Genomic DNA, 21,292 nt, shown 5'->3' on the forward strand with positions numbered 1-21,292 from the left:
GACGGCGCTTGCGGGGCGCAAGGTTCGGGCCCGATCTGGTTGCGGAACGACGGCCGCGCGCGGCGCCGGCCGTCGACAACGAACGTTGGCTCGCTGACCGTGATCGCCGCCGGCTCCATGCACCCTCGCCGGCCCGGCCGGTCACCTGCGCATGCGATCAGCGCAACGCCGAACCGTCTTTTTCGTATTCGATCGGACACGGAGACGATTTCAACAGGCAGCTCCAGCGGCTTCTGTTCCCGAGCGGATACGAAATGACGTCTCAAGTCATTTTCCCGCATCTCCGTTCCTGCACGGATACGAAATGATGCCTCAGCCGACCAGTTGTGCAATACTGTTCCCGATCAGATACGAAGCACGGAGAACGTCATGTCGGAATCCCAGTCCGTCGACACGATCGGCGCGCTCGCCCACCTCATCCGCGCGGCGCGGCTCCAGCAGGGGTTCACGCGCGACGAACTCGCGAACGCGACCGGGCTGTCGCCGAAATTCATCAGCCAGGTGGAAGCCGCAAAGCCGACCGCGCAAATCGGCAAGGTCATGATGCTGCTCGGCGAACTGGGCGTGCGCCTGTACGCCGAGTCGTCGGTCGAGATTTCGGAAGCCACCGCGCTGAAGGCCGCGCAACGCCGCAGGAGCAGCCATGGCGGCTAGAACGCTGATCGCCTCCGCCAACGGCGAGCGCATGGGCACGCTGACCGACGACAAAGGCATCTGGTCGTTCGCGTACGACCCGCAATGGCTCGCATCCCCGACCGCCTATCCGCTGTCGCCGGCGTTCGCGCTACGCGCGGGCACCTTCACCGATACGTCGACCGATCGCCCGGTCCAGTGGTTCTTCGACAACCTGCTGCCGGAGGAAGGCATGCGCACGTCGCTCGCGCGCGAGGCAAAGGTCGATGCCGCCGACGCGTGGGGCCTGCTCGCGTACTTCGGGCGCGAATCGGCCGGCGCGCTGACGCTGCTGGCCGACGGTGAACAGGAAGCACCCGGCAGCCTGCAGCCGCTGCCGCTCGACGAGCTCGAACGCCGGATCCAGGCGATGCCCGAGCGCGCGCTGACGGCCACCGCGCCCAAGCGCATGTCGGCGGCCGGCGCGCAGCAGAAGCTGCTGGTGGTGCTGCGCGGCGACGCACCCGACTACGCGCTGTACGAGCCGGTCGGCAGCGAGCCGTCGATGCACCTGCTCAAGCCGGACATGCGCGCGGCCGGCTACCCGCACTCGGCGATCAACGAATTCTTCTGCATGAAGCTCGCGAAGAAGATGGGGCTCGACGTGCCCGACGTGCACTTCCTGCGCGCGCCGTCGGCGTGCTACGTGATCGACCGGTTCGACCGCGACGTCGCGTCGGCGCCGGCCGGGCGCGTGCATACGATCGACGCGATGCAACTGCTCAACTACGACCGCGGCTTCAAGTACCAGCGCGCGAACGCGCAGGAGCTTGCCCGCGCGATCGACCGCACCAGCACGCGCGCGCTGGCGCGTCTGTCGGTGTTCCGCTGGACCGTGTTCAACGTGGTGGTCGGCAATGCCGATGCGCACCTGAAGAACCTGTCGTTCTTCGTCGACGCGCGCGGTTACCGGCTCGCGCCGTTCTACGACATCGTCAGCACGGTCGTGTATCACACGCCGACGCACCGGCCCGACCATCGCGGCGATCACTGGCCGCACTGCGAACTGACGATGCCGCTCGGCACCGCGACGCGGTTCGTCGATATCGATGCGGATGCGCTGATCGCGTTCGGACAGGCACTCGGGCTCAGGGACAAGGCGGCGGCCAGCGAGCTGCGGCGTTTTCTCGAACCGCTCGATCGCCACGTCGCGCAGACGCTCGATGACGTGCGCGCAATCGCCCGCCCGGACGCCGGGGAGACGCGGTTGCTGAATTCGATCGCGGCGATGCCGATCGCCGAGATGGGGCGCGCGCTTCGGTCGACGGGTGATTGAGTACGGATATCGAAAAAAGCGCGCCGGTTCAGGCAGATCGGTCAGCGGAGCGGCGGCGTCGTACTCAGCTTCTCCGACAGCATCCGCTCGTACACGCCAAAGTGCAGATCGACCTCCTTTTGCGTGACGGGTGTGACCGTGATGTTGATCTGGTCAGGCAACAGGCCCAGCACGACCGCGACCGCGGCTTCAAGTTGCGGTGCACAAGCCTTGTCCTCCGCCATCGTCGTGCCGACCAGCACATCGTAGGTCTTTTCCTGGCGGCAGACGATCTCGACGAGTCGCGCCCGCGCGCTCATGTTGTTGTCGATCGCCAGCCTGACGACCTCGGTCACCGTACGCATCGTCTCGGTCGGAAAGCCCTTCGTCGAGCGCAGCCGGATACGATGCCTGCCCAGCGTAAGCCAGTCCGTATCGAATTCCATGGCGTCCTCCGCATGCAGTTCCAAGCCGGTGCGATGATAGGTTCCAGCGCCGAAATTTCAAGTCCAAAAATCCGGCGACGCCCCTTGAAATTTTCCGCAGAATGCCTATCTTGAGTTTCGCTCAGGCAGACGCGCGAACCGTTTCATCCCGCGCGCTGCGTGTTTCGATTTGTTTGCCGGCAGTCCGGCAGGCGAACTGGAGCGCGTAGGCCCGTTCGCCTCCCGATTGCCATCAAGGAGGATACGATCATGAGCGATCTTTACTTCGGAACCGACCTCTTCAGCGAGTTCGACCGCCTGCAACAGCAGATGGCGCAACTCTTCGGCGGCTTCCCGTCCAGCATCCGCGCCAGCCGGCTGGGCGCATTTCCTCAGATCAACGTCGGCGCGACGGACGAGTCGATCGAGATCGTTGCCTTCGCCCCGGGCATCGACGCCACCGAACTCGACGTATCGATCGACAAGGGCTTGCTGACCATCAGCGGCGAACGCAAATCGGCACAACCCGACACTGGAAGCGAGACGCGTACGTATGCGCAGGAGCGCTTTGTCGGCACCTTCCGGCGCGTCATCGAGCTGCCCGACACTGCCGATCCCGACAAAGTCCAGGCGCGCTACGAAAATGGCTGCCTGTCGATCAGTATCGGCAAGCGCGAGTCGTCCAAGCCACGCGCAATCACTGTCCAGTAACTCCAGGAGCCGATCATGAACGACATGACCCAACTGGCTGAACGCGCCCCGTCCGCAGTCACGCGTCGCGACACGGAACAGGCCACGCGCCGGATCACCCTCACCCCTGCCGTCGACATATACGAGGGCAATCAGGGCGTCACACTGTGGGCGGATCTACCCGGCGTGACGAAGGACAAACTGGACGTCAAGGTTCACGACAGCAGCCTCTCGATCGAGGCCGAGGCGGTGGTGCCGACGCCGGCAAACCTGCGCCTGCAGCATGCCGAGGTCCGCGAGCCGCACTTCGCCAGGACGTTCACGCTGTCACCGGACTTCGATACGTCGAAGATCGAGGCAAACCTCCAGGACGGGGTGTTGAAGCTGACGATCCCGCGTCGCGACGAAGCTCGCCCACGGCGCATTGAAGTCAGGACCGGCTGACCCTTCGGCAACGGCGGGTCGGGAACACGGGCGGCGGGGAAAGCGCCGCCGCCCGTCGCGAACCAGGCGCGGCAGGAACCGGTGTCCGATGCCGCTCAGGAGTCCTGTAAAGGGCATGCGTCCGCATCGTCCCCGTTCGACAGATCGCGACACGCATGCCCACACCGGATGGCCACATCGCCATCGTCCGGATCGAACGGAATGATGAGGTGTCGGCCGATTGGCATCTGACGCGTTTCGGCGAGCACTGGACAAGCAGGGCCGAAGCGCGGTGCGGTGCGCTCGGGTACGCGGTGAAACCGATCGATCGCGGCGTGCCCGGAGCAGTCGAAGCTCGGGGCACGCCTGCTACCTGACGGACTGGCCGCCACGCTCGAAACGGATTGAAGCTGAATCGGAGGACGCCATGAATACCGATCTGAAAAAGTGGAACCCCTTCAAGTTCCTTCGTGGAACTGCCCGCAAGTCCGACGGAGAAGGCCCGGAAAATCCGCCGACGAGCGAACAGTGGCGGGCCGCGTGGCCCGACATGCCGCGATTGTTCTCACGTGAGCCGTGGCGTACGGTGGAAGAGTTCTTTCATGACCCGTTCGCAGGCCGTGGCGCGCTCGAGCGATGGTTCGGCGACTTCAGTTCATCACGCTTCCAGCCGCGCATCGACGTCGTCGATGAAGGACCGGTGCTGCGCGTGACCGCCGAACTGCCTGGAATGAAGCGCGAAGATCTGAAGGTGAGCATCGAGGACGGGGCAATCGTGCTGCGCGGAGAGAAAAAGCAGGACGTACGCAGCGAGGAAAATGGCTGTTACCGGCTGGAGCGCGCCCATGGAAGCTTCGTGCGCACGATCCCGATGCCGGAATACGCCGCCCCCGATCGCACGTTGGCAAAGTTCGATAACGGTGTACTTACGTTGACCGTGCCAAAATCGGAGCCGACGCAGACCGTGAGTCGCACGATCGATATCTGTTAGGTTAACTATGCAAAAAGTCCCCATCGACGAGCGCCCGATCGTAGAGAGGACGAATCTGCATTTCCACCTCCCGAGCGATTAAAGGATCGCCAATAAGGGAGTCCGGCTGCGGGTACCGGGGCGCGTGGAACGCCGCAGTGCAGCGGAGCCAATGTCTGGCGGATTGCGAAATAGAGGCGCCCATCGCGCGCTTCAAGAGGGCGTGAAAACAGCTCTTTGTAACAAATTGCTTCTGATCGCCAGCGAAACGCGATGGCCGCTGCCGAGGCGACGCATGGTGCGGCCGCGCCCGCATTGCCGGGATCGCGTTGGGCGCAAGGCTATTCAGGGGGTGTCATATGTCAACGGGCAACGTCACGGAGAATCACGGCCGCAAGATCCGGCCTGCGGTGACCAGCGAACGAAAGCGACAAGCGGGAGGGATGGGCGACGCCGGACAAATAAGACAGGATAAGTATTCTTATCACAATGCGTCGACTTTCATTCAAAACTCAACCTCGAATGATTACCGTCGAGCTATTCAATCCCTCCTGCCCTCGCACTGTACTTGCCGCACATGGCACGACGAAGCGCGAAGGCACGCAAAGGCAGCGGGAGACAACGGCTAGTCAAGCCCTTTGCAAGATATCCATCGCCCGCTCGGCGTCGGCCAGCGAGTCGAGCGCGAGATAAGCGATGAACTGCGAGCCCAGCACGGCAGCGGATACGCCGCGGAGATTGATCCCGCCGTCCGACAGTTTCTGGGTCAGCTCCGCGATGATCCCCGCTTGGTCCAGTCCCATCACACGGATGGAGTGAAGGCCCGAAGTGGCATTGAATCCCGCCTGCGTGGCAGCGCGGATCTCCTTGTCGCCCTGCAGCGGCGCGACAAATACGACCCCTTTGCCTGGTGCTTCCGGTGCGCGCCGGGCGACAACGAATTGCAAATCCGCGCCAGCATCCCGCAACGCGTTCAAAACGTGCGCAAGACCGCCCGGCTTGTCCTCGATGGTGGCCGCCCAAACGTCAACGCGTTCGACGAACAGTTCCATGGCCCCTCCAGAAAATCGGACCTCGATGAAGACAATCTATGTCGCGCATGACCGGCGAGCAAGGCCGCTTACGCGAGGGTCGGCATGCGCGTTTGTCTAGGAATCCGATAATTTTTTTGATTGGGGGCGCAACGCGAGCATGACTGCCTGCCGATGCCGCCATTGAAGCAGCTCGTCGCGGAACTCATCGGATGATTGCCCGGCCGTTACCCGCAATGTTCCGGATTGAAAGATTCTCGCCGCGCGCCAGAACGGTCGGACTTCCGGTAGATCGTCGATGGCGGTGATAGGCAACTGGTACGTTCGATGCAAATACGACAGGAAGGCCAGACCATAGCCGCGGCGTCTCATTGACGCGAGAATTTCCAGCCGATGAACGTAGACCCGATCGGTCCGTGGCGCCAGACTGTATGTCGCCGCGCCGACGGTACCGCCGGACGCCTCCAGGATCGCGACTTCCCAGCCCGAATGCAGAGCACCGTCGATGCCCAGATCGATCGGTCTGGATTGAAAACGAACCACCGGAAGCCGACGAAATTTGCGCCGAACAAAAAGGGACCGCAGGAAGGAAAGCACGTTCAGCCTTTTGTCATGTCCGCAGCGATACGTTCTTCATCTTGGCGCGCGACAGCAATCCGCAGCCGCGCACTGCCACGTTGGCGCTTTCCATATCAGACGCAACCGCGCACAACATGAACGACTCCGCTTGGATGTTTGAATCAACGCGACCGTGCGATTCCCGAGCGACGTCGACAAGCACTATTTCCGATTTTTCAGGAACGTCTGCCCAGCTGCCGTAATCGAAACGCTTCCTCGACCGTTCGTCGGGTAGCGCACGAATCCAGCGCCAATGAGTTCTCGGGTAATGGACCAGCCAAGCGCGGGCGTATCGCGACCATAACGAATATCGGCAAGGCGCTCGAGCGCCCAGATCGCGGAGGCCGAGATAGTTTGAACCGTCGAAGTTTCGTTGTCGCTCATGGCGTCTCCAAAGATTTGACCATGGTCAAGGGTGCTGCATGTCTCGAGCTCAAATGTGGCAAGACACGCACTCAGGCGTGTCCAGTCGCATCTGACACCGACCTCGGTGTGTACGGAGGACATCTCACAGCCTTCAAAGCCCAGCGAGACGAAGTCGCTTGCAAATGCAGGAAAGAACTTGTGCGGACATGCTGCGACGCGCCATGTCCACGAGCACATCACGGACGGAGTTCACATCGTCCAGGCACCATGCGGGACCCATTTCGAAATGGACGACGGTTGCCATGTTCCTCGCGCGTGCCGTGAAACAGATCCTGGTATTCAGTGGGACGAGGCGACCTGGCAGGCCATCAGAAACGCCTGGAACTCGATTTCCCATGCAGCATTGCGCACGTCGATCTCGAAACCGGCGAGACGCTTCATCTCGCTGCTCAGATACACGGCATTGAGCAATCGAGGAGGCACACCCTGCGCAAAACAGCAGCCATCTGCATCGAGAAGCAGACGCGGGTGGTGCCGGAACCGCGCACTGGCCACCGAGATCGGATCCATCACATGCCGAGCCGATTCCCTCGGATAAACGAAGGCCAGATGGATACCGGCAGCCGCGAGCCGTTCGGCCGCATCATGGAAGCGGTGAACCATCTGGAAGCCGCGCTCGCCACCGCGTCCGACACCCACAACGATAAGCCCTCGGCTTCCCGCGACCTCCGGCAGGAATACGGGCCGCCGATCGGGCAGCAGTAGCACCCCATCCAGATCGAACATGTCGACTACCTCCGCGAATCCGCCCGCAACTCCGGTGATCGGCGGCAAGATGCGATTATAAGACAGCAATAAACAAATGTGTATCGCATTATAATGCGGCGCACATCGAACTTTGAGCTGGACGCACCCGCGGGCCGACGGCACGATGGCAACGTCGGTGATGAAAGTGCACGCCCGTTTTCCCCTTGCCTCTCCCGAATCCGACAAATGAAAGTCGCGATGAACTCTGCCTCGGACGGCGCGCTGATCGTATGCGTGGACTGCAGTCACGAATGGGCGGCCGGCGCCGGCATCAAATCGACTGACGAATCCGTCGAGCGGGTGGTCGAGGATGTTTACGGCACAGTCCTGTCGGACGGCGATTCCGTCGTGCTGATCGAGGACTTGTGCGTGAAGGGTTCGTCGATCGCGTTGAAGATGGGCCCCGAGGTCAAGAGCATCCGTCTCGTCGGCGGCGATCACAACGGCGAACCCACTTGTCGTTGCCGTTCGCTGCACGCACCCCCAACAACTTGCCTACCCGGATCGATCGAGCATGGAGCATGACCGAACATCCTACGATGCGCTCGTCGAATTTCTGTCGACCCCGCTGAATGACGGGCGACCGTACGTGCTGGAGACGCAGCACGCGATCTCGCTGCACTTCGATCACCAGACCACCCAAAGCTTCATGTCGCTGCGCACGCCCGACAAACTGGCGCTCGGCTATACGCGAACCATGATGGGATGTTTGCTGCTGCACCCAGCCGCCGGACATATATGCATGATCGGGCTCGGCGGCGGCTCCTTGGCAAAGTATTGTTATCGGCATCTGCCCGGCGTGACCATCGATGCGGTCGAAATCAATCCGGAAGTCATCGCGCTACGCGACGTGTTCAGGATTCCTGCGGACGACTCTCGATTCAAGGTGATCTGTGCAGATGGCGCGGAGTACGTGACCCGGGAGGATGTCCACACCGACGTGATCCTGCTGGATGCCTTCGTCGCGGAAGGCATGCCGAGCCGGTGTGCGGATATCGCGTTCTTTACCGCCTGTCGCGAGCGATTGAGCGATTCCGGAGTGCTCGCGATCAATCTGGCGGACGACGACCCGTCGCTGCCCGCTCACATCGCGCGCCTGGGCTGCGTGTTCGGCCCTTCGTATGCGGTTGTCCGCTGCGACGACGACAGCAATTACGTCGCTTTCGCCTGGAAAGGGCCGCTTCGTTTGCCATCGAGGCGAGTGCTGTCCGAACGCGCGCGCTCGTTCGCGTTTGCCGGCGAACTCAAGCTGTCGTCAACCGCTCGGCGCATGAAGGAAGGAGAACGCCTCGATCCAAAGCGGTTGATCTGGCATGCGCAGGGGCATGCACACTGGGAAATCGACGTCTAGCCGACTTGCGAACTCAGCCCGCGCTTCGCTTCACCCGCTTGCCGAGCGTGCTTTTCGTCTTGTAGCTCACGCCGTGTTCCTCGAGATACTCGCGAATCAACTGCCGCACGACTTGCGACGGTGTGAGGTCCTGCTCCGCGCAGAGCATGTCGAACGCTTCTTTCTTGGCGGGATCGATCAGGATGGTCAAGCGTGCGGTTTTCGTTTCCATTACAGGACAGAGTCGGCGAATATGCTAATCCAATTATAATGCACCGGCCCTTGCCGCCAGTACCGGAAAACATTCGTCACACACGCGTTGATCCGCTCGGCGACCGGCTCACGACCTGCGGTCGAGCCGATAGAGATATTCAAGCACGTCGTCGACAACGGGCACGATCGCCAGCGTGACGAGCACCGCGGCAAGCGGCACGGTCGACACGTAGCCGACATGCTTGAAGCCGATTGCGCCGGCCAGCCCCCCGACGAAGAACGACGCCAGCATCGTTCCGTGAATCCTGAGCTTCGCGCGGTTCGCGATCACCGCCTGCGCGTGCACGTCTGCATTCGAGCGGTTCCAGTAAAAGAGTTTGCCGAGTTCGATGCCGAGGTCCGTCACGATGCCCGTCATGTGCGTCGTGCGGATTTCCGCTCCCGACAGCTTTGTGATCATCGCGTTTTGCAGCCCCATGATGAAGCACAGCAAGATGACCGTGACCGGCATGAAGAACGCTTCCCACAGCGCGAGATGGCTGCCGAGCAGCCCGAACAGGAGCAGCAGCGCGGCTTCGACCAGCAACGGCAGCACATACTGACTCTGCAGGCCGCGGCGGCGCCCCCAGTTGACGAGCATCGCCGAGCAGCCGGCGCCCACCAGAAACGACGCGAGCGAACCCACTCCGGCCAGCACGAGCCGGATGTCGCCGAGCGCCGTCTGATCCGCAATCGCCGACACGATCCCGCTCATGTGGGACGTGTATTGCTTGACCGCGAGGAAACCGCCGGCATTGGTTGCTCCGGCAACAAAGGCAAGCGAAAACCCGAGCTGGCGGTTCGCGGCCGCGCTACGGTGTTTTCCCGTCAGGCCTCGGAAGTACTGCGCTGGCATAGGATCTTCCCTCATTCGCCCGGATCGGGGGCAACGACGCCCTGGGCGGAGCCCGGAACGCCGCGACAAACCGCCACGTGCGCCCGCTCCATCCGAGGATTCATGAGACTTTAATGATAACGACATTATCATACCTTGTTATCCGGATTGGCCTTTCGGTGTCATAATGCGGGCAGGAATACGTCGCGGGAGAAGCGGCCATTCCAACCACCTCGTCCAACCCGAGCGTACTGGAGACATTCCGGATGGCACCCGTGCCGGTCGTCCACTTCGTCCTGCTGGCCGTGGCCGCGTGGCTCGCGGTCGGCACGCTGGGGCTCGGGGTGCTGCGTCGCACGCGGCTCGTGGCCCACGGCCTCTTTCCGCTCGGCGCGTTGGTCGGACTGTTCGCCGCCGCGGCAGGCCTCGCCGGCATCTTTGCCGAACCGTCTACCGCCGTGCTGCCGATCGGGCTTCCCGGCCTGCCCTTTCATCTGCGTCTCGACCGCTTGTCCGGCTATTTCCTGTTCGTGCTGGGCCTCGTCAGCACGGGGATCGGCGCCTTTTCAGCCGGTTATTTCCGCAAAGGCGAAGGATCCGCGCCCGGGTTGATCTGCTTCGAATACCACGTCTGCGTCGCAAGCATCGCACTGGTGTTGATCGCGGACGACGCATACGTGTTCATGGTCGCCTGGGAGACGCTGACGCTGTCCGCGACGTTTCTCGTGATGACCAACCACCGGATCGGCGAGATCCGCCGTGCGGGATATCTGTATTTCCTGATCTCGCACGTCGGCGCGCTCGCGCTGCTGCTCTGCTTCGGCATTCTGCAGGCGCGTACCGGCGACTACACGTTCGCCAACCTGCGCGCGCAGTCGCTGGATACCTTCTCCGCATCGTTCGCCTTCCTGTTCGCGCTCGTCGGGTTCGGCGCGAAGGCCGGCATCTTCCCGCTGCATGTGTGGCTGCCGGAGGCCCATCCCGCGGCACCGTCACCCGTCTCGGCGCTCCTCAGCGGATTCGTGTTGAAAGTGGGTCTGTACGGCCTGCTGCGCACCCTGTTCGACCTGTTGCACGTGCAGATCGCATGGTGGGGCGTGCTGCTGCTCGTGCTTGGCATCGGCACCGCGCTGCTGGGCGTGGTGTTCAGCACCATCCAGACCGACATGAAACGCCTGCTGGCCTATTCGTCGATCGACAACGTCGGCCTGATGATCGTCGCGCTCGGTCTTGCCGTGCTGTTTCGCGCATACGGGATGACGAGCCTGTCCGCGCTCGCGCTGACCGCGATGCTCTACCAGATCGTCGCGCACGCGGCATTCAAGAGCTTGCTGTTCCTGGGCACGGGCGCCGTGCTCCACGCCACCGGCGAGCGCAACCTCGGCAAGCTCGGCGGGCTGATTCGCTTCATGCCCTGGACCGCATGGGCGGTGCTCGCGGGTGTCGCGGCGAGCGCGGGCTTGCCGCCGCTCAGCGGTTTCGCGGCCGAATGGCTGTTGCTGCAGAGTTTCCTGTTCGCGCCAGGCTTGCCGGATTCGGTGCTCGCCATGACCGTGCCGATCGCCGCCGCGCTGATCGCCATGTCGGCCGCGCTGGCCGGCTACACGATGGTCAAGTTCTTCGGCATCGTGTTCCTCGGGCAACCGAGAGAAGCGAAGCTGAACCGCGCCCGCGATGCGAACACGTGGGAACGGCTCGCGTTCTGCTGGTTCGCGACCGCCAGCGTGCTGCTCGGGCTGATGCCGGCGCAGTTCGTCAAGCTGCTGGATCGCGTCACGCACACGCTGGTCGGCGCCGGCGTCGGCGCGGACAATCACGGCTGGCTGTTGTTCGCGCCCATATCGGCCGCTCGCACGAGCTACATGCCCGCGGCTTTCATGCTGTTCTTCATCGCATGCTGCGGACTCGCGTGGGTGCTGGTGCGGCGTTTCTATCACGGCCGGCTGCGACGCGCGGCGCCGTGGGGCTGCGGCTTCCCGTTCACGACCGCGCGAATGCAGGATACGGCGGAAGGATTTGGCCAACCGATCCGCGAAATCTTCGCACCGCTGCTGCACATCGAGCGGCAATTGCCGTCGCCATTCGACGCGCAGCCGGCCTATCGGGTGTCGGTGACCGATCGGACCTGGTCCGCGTTCTACTTGCGCATCGCGGCACTGACGCAACGCATCGCCGACTGGGCGGGCCGGCTGCAGACGGGCAAGATCGCGGTTTACCTGACATACAGTTTCGTCGTGCTGATCGTGCTTCTGATGCTGGTGAGACGATGGTAACCCTGTCCGGCGTCATCTCGCAGACTCTCGAAATCGTGATAGCGATCGCGGCCGCGCCATTGCTCACGGGCTGGGTCAACCAATGTCGCGCCTGGCTTCAGAACCGGCGTGCGCCGTCCATCTGGCAACCGTACCGGATGCTCCACAAGCTGTTCAACAAGGAATCGGTCATCGCGCACGGCGCAAGCCCCGTGTTCCGCGGCGCGCCCTATGTCGTCTGGGCCGCCATGACGCTCGCGTGCGCGATCGTGCCAACCCTGTCGACCGAGTTGCCGCTGTCGCCCGCCGCCGATGCAATCGCGCTCGTCGGCCTGTTTGCGCTCGCGCGCGTCACGCTGTCGCTCGCGGCGATGGACGTCGGCACGGCGTTCGGCACGCTCGGCGCCCGCCGCGAAATGCTGATCGGCTTCCTCGCGGAGCCGGCACTGCTGATGGTGCTCCTGTCTGCCTCACTGATTACGCAGTCGACGCTGCTGACGAGCATCGTCGCGACACTCGGCCGCGGCGAGCTCACGATCTATCCAAGTCTGGCGTTCGCCGGCATCGCGTTCACGCTGGTCGCGCTGGCCGAAAATGCGCGGCTGCCGGTCGACAATCCGACCACTCACCTCGAACTCACGATGATCCACGAGGCGCTGATCCTCGAATATTCGGGACGGCACCTTGCCTTGATGGAGTGGGCGGCAAGCCTCAAGCTGTTCGCGTATTCGTGCATCGGTCTCGCGTTGTTCGTGCCCTGGGGCATCGCGAACGCGGGCGATCCGGTTGCGCTGCTGCTGGCCGTGCCGGTGCTCTTCGTCAAACTGGCGGCAGGCGGCGTGACGCTCGCCGTGGTCGAAACGGCCAACGCGAAGATGCGCATCTTCCGGGTACCGGAATTCCTGGCGACCGCCTTCCTGCTGGCCGTGATCGGCATGCTCGTCCATCTGCTGCTGGGAGCATGAATGCACGCCTACGCGACACAACTGATCAATTTTCTCGCGGCCGTGCTGCTGATGCTGTCGTTCGCGATGCTGAGCCAGCGCAGGATCCTGTCCCTGATCCATCTCTATACGCTGCAGGGTGTCGCGCTCGTGTCGGCGAACCTGATCCTCGGCTTCGTCACGGACGACGTGCACCTGTACGTGTCCGCCGCGCTGACGCTCGTGCTGAAGGTCGGCGTGATTCCGTGGTTCCTGTACCGGCTCGTTCGCAGGCTCGACGTCAAGACCGACGTCGAGCCGCTCATCAATATCCCGACCACGCTGCTGATCGGCATCGTGCTCGTCATCGTTGCGTTCAATGTCGCGGCGCCGATCAGCCAGCTCGCGACATCGGTCGCACGCGGCACGCTCGGCATTGCGCTCGCATGCGTGCTGCTGTCGTTCATGGCGATGATCACGCGCGCGAAGGCCATTCCGCAGGTGATCGGCTTTCTGTCGATGGAAAACGGGTTGTTCTTCGCGGCGGCGGCCGCGACCAACGGCATGCCGATGATCGTCGAGCTCGGCATCGGGCTCGACGTGCTGATCGGGATCCTGATCCTGGGCGTCTTCATGTTCCAGATTCGCGAGCAGTTCGACAGCCTGGACATCCATCACCTCGAGAAACTCAAAGATGAATGACGCCCACGTCGTGCTCGCCGTGCTCGGCCTGCCGCTCGCGGGAGCGGCGTGCCTCGCCTGCGTGCGGCCGAGCCGGGTCGCGCGCCAGCTGAACGTCGGCTTCAGCTTCCTGACGTTCGCGGCAACGGTGGTGCTTGCCGCGCGCACCGTCGAGCACGGCCCGTCGTTCGCATGCGGACGCGCGTTTTTCGTCGATCCGCTCAACGTCTATCTCGTGGCACTCACGGCGTTCGTCGGCTGGACGACATCGCTGTTTTCCCGGCCCTACATGCAGATCGAGGAAGCCCGCGGCCGGATGACCGCCGCACGCATGCGGCTCTATCACAGCATGTATCAGCTCTTCATGTTCGCGATGCTGCTCGCGCTGCTGACCGACAACGTCGGCGTGCTGTGGGTCGCGATGGAAGCCGCAACGCTCGCCACCGTGTTGCTCGTCAGCGTCTACCGCACCGCCGCGAGCCTCGAAGCCGCATGGAAATACTTCATCCTGTGCGGCGTCGGCATCGCCCAGGCGCTGTTCGGCACGATCCTGCTGTATCTTGCCGCGAGCCGGCAACTGACCGACGGCGACGCGCTGTTGTGGACGAGCCTTGCCGCGATCAGGACCCAGCTCGATCCGACGATCGTGTCGATCGCCTTCGTGTTTCTGCTGGTCGGCTACGGCACCAAGGTCGGCCTCGTGCCGATGCATAGCTGGCTGCCGGACGCGCACGCCGAAGGTCCGACGCCGATTTCGGCGGTGCTGTCCGGCCTGCTGCTGAACGTCGCGCTGTATGCGGTGCTGCGCTGCAAGGTGCTGGCCGACGGCGCGCTCGGCAACGGCCTGCCTGGGCGATTGCTGGTCGGGTTCGGGCTCGTGTCGGTCCTGATCGCGTCGTTCTCGCTGTTCCGGCAGAAGGACGTGAAGCGCCTGTTCTCGTACTCGTCGATCGAGCACATGGGTTTGATGACGTTCGCGTTCGGGCTCGGCGGACCGATCGCGACGTTCGCCGGGTTGCTGCACATGACGGTCCATTCCCTCGTCAAGTCGGCGATCTTCTTCGCGGTCGGTCATGCCGCGCAGAAGGCCGGCACGCAGGCGATCGACGGCATTCGCGGGCTGCTGCAGGTCAGCCCGACGGTCGGCTGGGCATTGATGCTTGGCGCACTTGCCATTCTCGGGCTGCCGCCGTTCGGCGTGTTCGCGAGCGAATTCCTGATCCTGACGACGGCGATGAACGCGCTCCCGTGGACCGCGCCGTTGCTGCTGCTCGGGCTCGCCGTCGCGTTCGCGGCGATCTTCGCGCGCGTGCAGCGGATGGTGTTCGGCGAAACGACGACGGCGACGCCGCTCGAACACCGGCCGGCGCTGCTGCCGGTGTTCGTGCATCTGGGGCTCGGCCTGATGCTGGGTCTGTACGTGCCGCCTTATCTGGCGATGTGGTATCGCCAGGCTGCAACGATGCTGGCGGGATAAGCGATGCGACTCGACATGATTCAGGCGGACGGCTCGACTCGCCTCGGGCACGAAGCTGGCCAGGTTCCGGCTACCGTGGTTGACGTCGACGAAGCGCGATGGCTCGACATCGCGCATACCGCGCGGATGGAGCGAAGCCGCCTCGTCGCGATGTGGAGCGGCGAAACGCCCGAGCGCGTATTTTCGGTCAACGCGGCTTACGAATGCGACGACGGCGTCATGTGGGTGCGTCTCGCGACCGGGCCGGAACCGCGTGCCGACGGCGACTATCCCGATCTGGCGGGCGTGTTTCCCGCCGCAACGCGCATGCAGCGCGCGATTTTCGACCTGACCGGGCTGCGCGAGCGCGATGCGCGCGACACGCGCCCGTGGCTCAATCACGGCAACTGGCCCGGCGACTACTTTCCGCTGCAGAAGCGGGCGACCGGAATCGAGCGGTTCGAATCGAACGAAGCGGATTATCCGTTCGTGCAGGTTGCCGGCGACGGCGTGCACGAAATCGCGGTCGGGCCGATTCACGCCGGCATCATCGAGCCGGGCCATTTCCGGTTTTCGGTCGTCGGCGAGAAAGTGCTGCGGCTCGAGGAGCGGCTCGGCTATGTGCATCGCGGCGTCGAACGGTTGTTCGAACGGACGGCCGCGTCGAACGGCCATCGCGTTGCGGGCCGGGTCGCCGGCGATTCGACCGTTGCGTTCTCGTGGGCCTACTGCATGGCACTCGAGCAGGCGTGCGGCACGGCCGTGCCGGCGCGTGCGCTGGTTCTGCGCGCCCTCCTGCTCGAACGCGAGCGCATCGCCAATCACCTCGGCGACCTCGGCGCGCTCGGCAACGACGCCGGATTCGCGTTCGGTCTCGCGCAGTTCTCGCGGCTCAAGGAGAACTGGGTACGGACCAACGACGGGATCTTCGGGCATCGATACCTGATGGATCGAATCGTGCCGGGCGGGCTGGCCGTCGACATTTATCCCGAGGACGCGGCGGCGCTCACCGAACAATGCGAACGCATCGCACGCGAAGTACACGTGATGCGGAAGATCTACGAGGACCAGTCCGGGCTGCAGGACCGGTTTCTCGGTACCGGCCGATTGAATGCCGACGTCGTCGCGCATTTCGGCGTGCGCGGCATGGCCGCCCGCGCCAGCGGCGAGACATTCGACGTGCGCGCGAACCTGCGACCGGCCCCTTACGGCAACCTGGCCGTCAAGGCGGCAAGCGACCCGCGCGGCGACGTGGCCGCGCGGGTCGCCGTGCGGTTTGCCGAAATCGACGAATCGTTGCGCCTGATGGGCGAACTGCTGGCGATTCTCCCGGACGGGCCGATCGCCGCCACCGTCACGCCCGCGGCGGCGCCGTCCAGGGGAATCGGCTGGGTGGAGGGTTGGCGCGGCGACGTGTTCGTCGCGCTCGAGACGGCGCCGGGCGATGCCATCGCGCGCTGCCATTGCCACGATCCGTCCTGGCAGAACTGGCCGGCGCTCGAGCACGCGATCATCGGCAACATCGTTCCCGATTTCCCGTTGATCAATAAATCGTTCAACCTGAACTACGCGGGGCACGATCTCTGATGTGGCAACTCATCCGTCAATTCGCGCGCACTGAATTTCCCGACGAGCCCGTGCCGACCGCCGAAGCCGCCTGGCGACACGAGGCGCAGCAGATTCGTCAGGACATTCTCGACCTCCTCGGCCGCGCGTTGTGCATCCGGCAGATCGACGCGGGTTCATGCAACGGCTGCGAACTGGAGATCCATGCGCTGAACAACCCGTACTACAACATCGAAGGGCTCGGGATCAAATTCGTCGCCAGCCCGCGCCATGCGGACCTGCTGCTTGTGACCGGCCCCGTCACGCTGAACATGAAGGCAGCCGTGCTTGCCGCGTACGAGGCGACGCCGGCGCCGAAGCTGGTCGTCGCAGCCGGCGAGTGCGCGTGCACGGGCGGCATCTTTGCCGACAGCTATGCGGTGTGCGGCCCCGTTTCGTCGGTGCTGCCCGTCGATGTGACGATTCCTGGATGTCCGCCGCCGCCGGTCGATCTGCTGCGTGGCATTTTGACGGCCTGCCGATCACGCGGAGACTGAAACGGATGCCAGTGGCAATCCTTCAGTCGGCGATAGCTCGTGCGCTGCGGCGGCGAGGGCGAATGCCGCGCATCACCGCCCGATCGGCAGCCCGGTCGGCTCGATCCACCCGAGCCGGTATGCGATCAGCAGCGACAGGAACAGCGTGATCGACAGCCCGACGCGCGCCGCGAGCGACCACGCCATCCGCTTGCTGCCGCCCCGGTCGTGATTCATGAAATACAGCGCGAAAACCAGGCTTCCGATAATCATCACGAAAGCCACCGAAACCAGCGCAATCTTCATTGTTGATGTTCCTCCAGGCCGGAATCGGCCTTCAGCAGTGCTGCCAGTCTTTGCCGCTCGGCAGCGACGTCGGCAACACCCGACGCCGGCCAGTCCAGCGCCACGCCATTACCCAGCGAATCGCGTACGAGCGTCTGGTAACGCCGGTCGCTGATACGGCCCTGCTCCATCGCTTCCGCGATTTCATGTCGAAACGGTAGCGGAAAGCTCGCGTATCCGCGCGACAGCGCCGCATATTGGCGTGCGTCGACCTCTTTCGACGACGGCACGACCGCCCACATCACGACGGCCACGATGGCTGCGAAAGGAATCGCCGTGTAGCGGAGAACGAACTTGATCGGGGTCATGAGGCGAATAGCGAAGTGGGCTGTGCAGTAAAGACGAAGTGACGACCGGGCAGCGCCGCAGTAACGGTGCTCGCACGCCGCGTGGAAACGGAAGCAGCCGGATCATCGGCCGCGCGGACGACGGAGCCGCTCGGGCAAGCCGGAGCCGGCAGCCCCGGGCGATATTGTACTTAAAGCCCAATACGACCAACAGCGCATGATAATCTTGTTATCATCTTTGCCATATGATTCGAGCAATTCGAGGCTTCCGGGCGTGCGGCCCGCGCGGCCACCTCGCACCGGCGACCGGCATCGTAACCGAGTTCAACGACCTGTTCACGTGGCTCGTACACCGGCGTTGAACCGGTGCACGACCCGGCATGACACATTCGGACATGGCGCCGAAAGCGGATGGATTATAATTTGATTAACATATCGACCACCCCTCCCATCCCGATGGAAACGAAAACCGCCCGCCTGACCGTCCTGATCGATCCCGCCAAGAAAGAAGCATTCGAAATGCTCTGCGCCGAGCAGGACCTCACACCGTCGCAAGTCGTGCGTCAGTTGATCCGCGAGTATCTCGACAAACACGGCGTCACGTACAAGACCAAGAGCGCGCTCGGCAAGCGAGTGAAGTAAGGGATGAAGTAGGCGCGGTCAAACCTGCGGCGCCGTCAGGCGCAGATTTCCCATCGTGAATGTTCGCGCGCGCGCCAGACGAGCCGCGCGGGATCGATGCGCTCCCCCGCCTTCATGCGCCGAGCGGTGGACGACAGCTTGAGCGCGCCCGCCGAGCCGAATCCCAGCGCGCGCTCGAGCAGGATGCGCAGCGACGGCAGCGGGTTGCCGTTCTTCCACGCGAACGCAATGAAGTTGTTGTCATCGCCGCACGGCACCAGCGCACACGAATCGTCGAACACCGCGCGCAGTTGCTCGAGATGCCTCGGCAACGCCGGATCGTCGTCCATGAAGTTGATCGCGAGCACGCCCGTTTCGCTCAGCCGCGCACGGCACGCATCGAGAAACGCGGTGCCCGTGCAGCGGCCCGGCATGCCGTCGGCGACGAATGCGTCGTGCAGGATCACGTCCGCCTGGACGTCCGGCCTTTCGACGTAGTCGGCGCCGTCCGCGCAGATCACCGCGAAGCGCGCGTCGTCTTCTGGAATCCTGAACACGTCGCGCAGCGCGATCACGTCCGGATTGATCTCGATCGCGTCGATCGCCGTGTCGGGCAAGTGCCGATAGCAGTACTTCGCCAGCGATCCACCGCCGAGCCCGATCATGCAGATACGCGCGGGCGCCGGCTGCAGCAGCAGGAAACCCATCATCACGCGCGTATAGCCGAGTTCGAGCCTCACCGGATCCTTCAGCGACATGAAGCTCTGCGTGCCGAAGTGGTCGAAGTGCAGCGACACCGCGTGCTTGGTCTCGAGCACGAACGGACGGCCGTCGTTCAACGGCGCCGCCAGGAACTGCAGGAACGCGTCATAGGAAATTCGATCCTCGCTCATGCTCGACAGGCCCGGTTGATCGGAAAGTCGCTCGTACCGCGTGCGGTCATACCTTCTTCAGGTAGCAGGCCTTCAGCATGAAGCCGCCCATGTCGGTCTTGCAATCGACTTCGTGATCGCCGCCGACGAGACGGATGCTCTTCACCTTGGTGCCCATCTTCAGCGTGATCGACGAACCCTTCACGCGCAAGTCCTTGATCAGCACGACCGAATCGCCGTCCGACAGCACGTTGCCATTCGCGTCCTTGACGACGTCGCCCGCCGGTTCGTCGCCCGCTTCGGCGCCGGCGCCGGCCGACCATTCATGGCCGCAGTCCGCGCACACGGTCAGCGTGCCATCCGGGTAGGTGTTTTCCATCGCGCATTGCGGGCAGGCGGGGGCGGCGTTCATTGCAGCTTCCATTCGGTGGGAGTTCAGGTCAATCGATAAAAAAATACCGGACACGCAAGCGCGTGGCCGGACCGCGCGCCGTACGGCCCCGTCGACAAATCGACCGTGCAGCACGTCGCGCACACGACATTATAATGCAATACACATAAACACGTTGCCGTATTATAATCGTCAACTTTCGATCGTTCGCCGGACTTGATGGCGGTTTCGCTGAGGATGTCGACATGTTCGAGATGAATGATGCACCGATGCCTGGTGTACAACACCCTGCGCCCCGTCGGGAAACCGCGCTCAGCGCGGTCCCGCCGTGCCGCCGGCCGGCCGTTGCACGGCGTTCCGGCAACTTTCCCCAAGGCTGATCCGCATCGTGGCAACCGTCGTCTACGTTGAAATCGGCCCCGCCTGGAACCGCAACCGTGCGATCGCGGCGCGTGATGCGATCGTCGCGGCGGCACACCGCTTCGAAAGCGACATCCTGCTGCTCGCCAACGGGCTCAGCGGCAGCGCGAAGGACGCGACGGCCATCGCGGCGCTACAGATGCATGGCGGCACGTCCGCGCAGGTGCTCGCCACCGGCCCCGACGAGGACGCCGCGCTCCAGGCGCTGTTGCCGTTGCTGCAGGCGGGCTGACGCTGCGTCGCCCGATCCCACGGCCTCGTGCCGTTCACCCTGAATCACCACTCTCCGAGGAAGCGATGAACGACAACGTCACGTCCAACACCCCCAACCTGTCGGCCTCCGCGATCTGGGCGCTCGAGCGCCTCGCCGATGTGCGCTACGGCCGCGATGCGCCGGCGCTTGGCTGGTCGGTCGAACAGGAACTCGTCGGCGCGGGCTTCGTCAGCCATGCCGCGAACGGCCGATCCGGTGCGTCGATCACCGCGCACGGGCGCAGCTTCCTGAAAAGCCGCAAGTAGAAACCGCCCGGCACGGGCGCGATGCCGCCATGCGGCCGCCAGCCCGTGCCGCAATCATCGGACGACGGCGAGCCGGACGATGCGATCGCATTCCCCGCCACACACGGGGATTTGCGGCCGCGCCGCGGTTTCCGCGGTATCGTACGGGGCCCAAGCGCGACGCACCGCGCTGCCTTCCTTTCCTCATGGAACGCCCGATGACACTCAGCGCCCTGCCGCCCGTCACGTCCCCGCCGGTTCTCGACACCCCCCGCCTGATTCTCGAAGGCCACCCGCTCGGCGACTTCGACGCACTCGCCGCGATGTGGACCGAGCCGACCGTCGTCGCGCACATCTTCAACGGCAAGCCGTCGGCGCCGCGCGATTCGTGGATGCGGCTGCTCGCGTATCGCGGGCTGTGGCCGCTGCTCGGCTACGGCTACTGGGCGATTCGCGAGAAGACGTCGGGCCGCTACGTCGGCGATCTCGGTTTCGCCGACTTCCATCGCGCGGTCGAGCCGTCGATTCGCGGCGTGCCGGAAGCCGGCTGGGCGCTCGCGAGCTGGGCGCACGGCAAGGGCTACGCGACCGAGGCGTTGTCGCATGCGCTCGGCTGGCTCGATGCGCAGCACCGGTTCGAGCGCAGCGTGTGCCTGATCGCGCCGACCAACGTCGCGTCGATCCGCGTCGCGCAGAAGGCCGGGTATGCCGATCCTGTGCGGATTCGCTTCAACGACGCCGATTCGCTGCTGTTTTCGCGTGCGTGCCGGTAAGCGCGATGTCGCGCAGCG

At 64.0% G+C, this 21,292-nt stretch carries 29 protein-coding genes; 18 read left to right on the forward strand and 11 right to left on the reverse strand.

Features of this window, described 5'->3' with window-relative positions; translation table 11 throughout:
- The first annotated feature begins 369 nt into the window (after positions 1-369).
- Together WS49_RS31320 and WS49_RS31325 are read left to right on the forward strand one after the other, a co-directional pair.
- Positions 370-654: a helix-turn-helix domain-containing protein gene (locus WS49_RS31320; protein ID WP_059536734.1), complete on the forward strand. Its 285-nt coding sequence runs from the start codon at positions 370-372 to the stop codon at positions 652-654.
- Complete coding sequence (locus tag WS49_RS31325) at positions 644-1,948, forward strand: HipA domain-containing protein (RefSeq protein ID WP_059536737.1); 1,305 nt, start codon at positions 644-646, stop codon at positions 1,946-1,948. Before WS49_RS31320 ends, WS49_RS31325 begins: the two co-directional genes overlap by 11 nt.
- Before the next feature lie 41 nt (positions 1,949-1,989).
- Here the strand turns inward: WS49_RS31325 and WS49_RS31330 are convergent, their stop codons facing one another.
- Entirely contained in the window at positions 1,990-2,373 is a 384-nt protein-coding gene (locus WS49_RS31330) for a hypothetical protein (protein ID WP_059537393.1), read from the reverse strand.
- 249 nt (positions 2,374-2,622) lie between these two features.
- Between WS49_RS31330 and WS49_RS31335 the strand changes: the two genes are divergently transcribed.
- The 4 genes from WS49_RS31335 to WS49_RS31345 all read left to right on the forward strand — a co-directional run bounded on the left by WS49_RS31335 (position 2,623) and on the right by WS49_RS31345 (position 4,456).
- The gene (locus WS49_RS31335) at positions 2,623-3,063 is read left to right on the forward strand and encodes an Hsp20/alpha crystallin family protein (protein ID WP_059536740.1); all 441 of its coding nucleotides are present in this window, start codon (positions 2,623-2,625) and stop codon (positions 3,061-3,063) included.
- Positions 3,064-3,078: 15 nt separating this feature from the next.
- Complete coding sequence (locus tag WS49_RS31340; protein WP_059536744.1) at positions 3,079-3,486, forward strand: Hsp20/alpha crystallin family protein; 408 nt, start codon at positions 3,079-3,081, stop codon at positions 3,484-3,486.
- A 155-nt stretch (positions 3,487-3,641) separates the two neighbouring features.
- Complete coding sequence (locus tag WS49_RS34575; protein ID WP_257127626.1) at positions 3,642-3,842, forward strand: hypothetical protein; 201 nt, start codon at positions 3,642-3,644, stop codon at positions 3,840-3,842.
- A gap of 50 nt (positions 3,843-3,892) precedes the next feature.
- Positions 3,893-4,456, forward strand: a complete 564-nt coding sequence (locus WS49_RS31345; RefSeq protein ID WP_059536746.1) for an Hsp20/alpha crystallin family protein — start codon at positions 3,893-3,895, stop codon at positions 4,454-4,456.
- Positions 4,457-5,064: 608 nt separating this feature from the next.
- On the opposite strand, the gene WS49_RS31355 is transcribed toward WS49_RS31345, so the two are convergent.
- From WS49_RS31355 to WS49_RS34585, 4 genes are all read right to left on the reverse strand, one after another.
- Positions 5,065-5,487 carry an amino acid-binding protein gene (locus WS49_RS31355; RefSeq protein WP_059536754.1) on the reverse strand — a complete coding sequence of 141 codons (423 nt, stop codon included), beginning with the start codon at positions 5,485-5,487 and terminating at the stop codon, positions 5,065-5,067.
- Positions 5,488-5,583: 96 nt separating this feature from the next.
- Entirely contained in the window at positions 5,584-6,063 is a 480-nt protein-coding gene (locus tag WS49_RS36300) for a hypothetical protein (RefSeq protein ID WP_257127627.1), read from the reverse strand.
- A gap of 183 nt (positions 6,064-6,246) precedes the next feature.
- Complete coding sequence (locus WS49_RS34580) at positions 6,247-6,468, reverse strand: hypothetical protein (protein WP_082721967.1); 222 nt, start codon at positions 6,466-6,468, stop codon at positions 6,247-6,249.
- 321 nt (positions 6,469-6,789) lie between these two features.
- Positions 6,790-7,236 carry a hypothetical protein gene (locus tag WS49_RS34585; RefSeq protein WP_082725618.1) on the reverse strand — a complete coding sequence of 149 codons (447 nt, stop codon included), beginning with the start codon at positions 7,234-7,236 and terminating at the stop codon, positions 6,790-6,792.
- A 207-nt stretch (positions 7,237-7,443) separates the two neighbouring features.
- On the opposite strand from WS49_RS34585, the gene WS49_RS31365 reads away from it, so the two are divergent.
- The gene (locus WS49_RS31365) at positions 7,444-7,782 is read left to right on the forward strand and encodes an alkylphosphonate utilization protein (protein ID WP_063888568.1); all 339 of its coding nucleotides are present in this window, start codon (positions 7,444-7,446) and stop codon (positions 7,780-7,782) included.
- Positions 7,772-8,608 (forward strand): hypothetical protein, encoded by an 837-nt coding sequence (locus WS49_RS31370; protein ID WP_059536757.1) that lies wholly within the window; start codon positions 7,772-7,774, stop codon positions 8,606-8,608. The genes WS49_RS31365 and WS49_RS31370 overlap by 11 nt, the downstream gene beginning before the upstream one ends.
- 13 nt (positions 8,609-8,621) lie before the next feature.
- On the opposite strand, the gene WS49_RS31375 is transcribed toward WS49_RS31370, so the two are convergent.
- Both WS49_RS31375 and WS49_RS31380 read right to left on the reverse strand, forming a co-directional pair.
- Positions 8,622-8,819 carry a ribbon-helix-helix protein, CopG family gene (locus tag WS49_RS31375; protein ID WP_059536760.1) on the reverse strand — a complete coding sequence of 66 codons (198 nt, stop codon included), beginning with the start codon at positions 8,817-8,819 and terminating at the stop codon, positions 8,622-8,624.
- Positions 8,820-8,927: 108 nt separating this feature from the next.
- Entirely contained in the window at positions 8,928-9,695 is a 768-nt protein-coding gene (locus tag WS49_RS31380; protein WP_059536764.1) for a YoaK family protein, read from the reverse strand.
- Positions 9,696-9,940: 245 nt separating this feature from the next.
- On the opposite strand from WS49_RS31380, the gene hyfB reads away from it, so the two are divergent.
- Genes hyfB through WS49_RS31410 form a run of 6 tightly spaced genes read left to right on the forward strand, consistent with a single transcriptional unit; the run spans position 9,941 to position 17,088 of the window.
- Positions 9,941-11,947, forward strand: a complete 2,007-nt coding sequence (gene hyfB / locus WS49_RS31385) for a hydrogenase 4 subunit B (RefSeq protein ID WP_059536767.1) — start codon at positions 9,941-9,943, stop codon at positions 11,945-11,947.
- Positions 11,941-12,891, forward strand: coding sequence for a respiratory chain complex I subunit 1 family protein (locus WS49_RS31390; RefSeq protein ID WP_059536771.1), 951 nt, complete (start codon positions 11,941-11,943; stop codon positions 12,889-12,891). Before hyfB ends, WS49_RS31390 begins: the two co-directional genes overlap by 7 nt.
- Positions 12,892-13,551: a hypothetical protein gene (locus tag WS49_RS31395; RefSeq protein ID WP_059536774.1), complete on the forward strand. Its 660-nt coding sequence runs from the start codon at positions 12,892-12,894 to the stop codon at positions 13,549-13,551.
- The gene (locus WS49_RS31400; protein ID WP_059536777.1) at positions 13,544-15,007 is read left to right on the forward strand and encodes a hydrogenase 4 subunit F; all 1,464 of its coding nucleotides are present in this window, start codon (positions 13,544-13,546) and stop codon (positions 15,005-15,007) included. The genes WS49_RS31395 and WS49_RS31400 overlap by 8 nt, the downstream gene beginning before the upstream one ends.
- A gap of 3 nt (positions 15,008-15,010) precedes the next feature.
- On the forward strand, positions 15,011-16,573 hold the full coding sequence (locus WS49_RS31405; RefSeq protein WP_059536782.1) for a hydrogenase large subunit: 1,563 nt from the start codon (positions 15,011-15,013) through the stop codon (positions 16,571-16,573).
- Entirely contained in the window at positions 16,573-17,088 is a 516-nt protein-coding gene (locus WS49_RS31410) for an NADH-quinone oxidoreductase subunit B family protein (RefSeq protein ID WP_059536785.1), read from the forward strand. Before WS49_RS31405 ends, WS49_RS31410 begins: the two co-directional genes overlap by 1 nt.
- Before the next feature lie 72 nt (positions 17,089-17,160).
- Here the strand turns inward: WS49_RS31410 and WS49_RS31415 are convergent, their stop codons facing one another.
- Together WS49_RS31415 and WS49_RS31420 are read right to left on the reverse strand one after the other, a co-directional pair.
- A complete protein-coding gene (locus WS49_RS31415) occupies positions 17,161-17,373 on the reverse strand; it encodes a DUF2909 domain-containing protein (RefSeq protein ID WP_059511443.1) in 213 nt (70 codons plus the stop codon).
- Positions 17,370-17,720, reverse strand: coding sequence for a hypothetical protein (locus tag WS49_RS31420; protein ID WP_059536789.1), 351 nt, complete (start codon positions 17,718-17,720; stop codon positions 17,370-17,372). The genes WS49_RS31415 and WS49_RS31420 overlap by 4 nt, the downstream gene beginning before the upstream one ends.
- Positions 17,721-18,155: 435 nt before the next feature.
- Between WS49_RS31420 and WS49_RS31425 the strand changes: the two genes are divergently transcribed.
- Positions 18,156-18,341 carry a ribbon-helix-helix protein, CopG family gene (locus tag WS49_RS31425; RefSeq protein WP_059452402.1) on the forward strand — a complete coding sequence of 62 codons (186 nt, stop codon included), beginning with the start codon at positions 18,156-18,158 and terminating at the stop codon, positions 18,339-18,341.
- Positions 18,342-18,376: 35 nt separating this feature from the next.
- On the opposite strand, the gene WS49_RS31430 is transcribed toward WS49_RS31425, so the two are convergent.
- Both WS49_RS31430 and WS49_RS31435 read right to left on the reverse strand, forming a co-directional pair.
- The gene (locus tag WS49_RS31430) at positions 18,377-19,213 is read right to left on the reverse strand and encodes a hypothetical protein (RefSeq protein WP_059536793.1); all 837 of its coding nucleotides are present in this window, start codon (positions 19,211-19,213) and stop codon (positions 18,377-18,379) included.
- A 46-nt stretch (positions 19,214-19,259) separates the two neighbouring features.
- The gene (locus WS49_RS31435; RefSeq protein WP_031401187.1) at positions 19,260-19,604 is read right to left on the reverse strand and encodes a zinc ribbon domain-containing protein YjdM; all 345 of its coding nucleotides are present in this window, start codon (positions 19,602-19,604) and stop codon (positions 19,260-19,262) included.
- A 367-nt stretch (positions 19,605-19,971) separates the two neighbouring features.
- On the opposite strand from WS49_RS31435, the gene WS49_RS31440 reads away from it, so the two are divergent.
- The 3 genes from WS49_RS31440 to WS49_RS31450 all read left to right on the forward strand — a co-directional run bounded on the left by WS49_RS31440 (position 19,972) and on the right by WS49_RS31450 (position 21,274).
- Positions 19,972-20,235: an HPr family phosphocarrier protein gene (locus tag WS49_RS31440; RefSeq protein ID WP_059536796.1), complete on the forward strand. Its 264-nt coding sequence runs from the start codon at positions 19,972-19,974 to the stop codon at positions 20,233-20,235.
- A gap of 65 nt (positions 20,236-20,300) precedes the next feature.
- Positions 20,301-20,522: a hypothetical protein gene (locus WS49_RS31445; RefSeq protein WP_059536799.1), complete on the forward strand. Its 222-nt coding sequence runs from the start codon at positions 20,301-20,303 to the stop codon at positions 20,520-20,522.
- Between the two features lie 197 nt (positions 20,523-20,719).
- Complete coding sequence (locus WS49_RS31450) at positions 20,720-21,274, forward strand: GNAT family N-acetyltransferase (protein WP_257127628.1); 555 nt, start codon at positions 20,720-20,722, stop codon at positions 21,272-21,274.
- Positions 21,275-21,292: the final 18 nt, after the last annotated feature.

The organism is Burkholderia sp. RF7-non_BP4 (assembly GCF_001521935.1).
Taxonomy (GTDB): domain Bacteria; phylum Pseudomonadota; class Gammaproteobacteria; order Burkholderiales; family Burkholderiaceae; genus Burkholderia; species Burkholderia diffusa.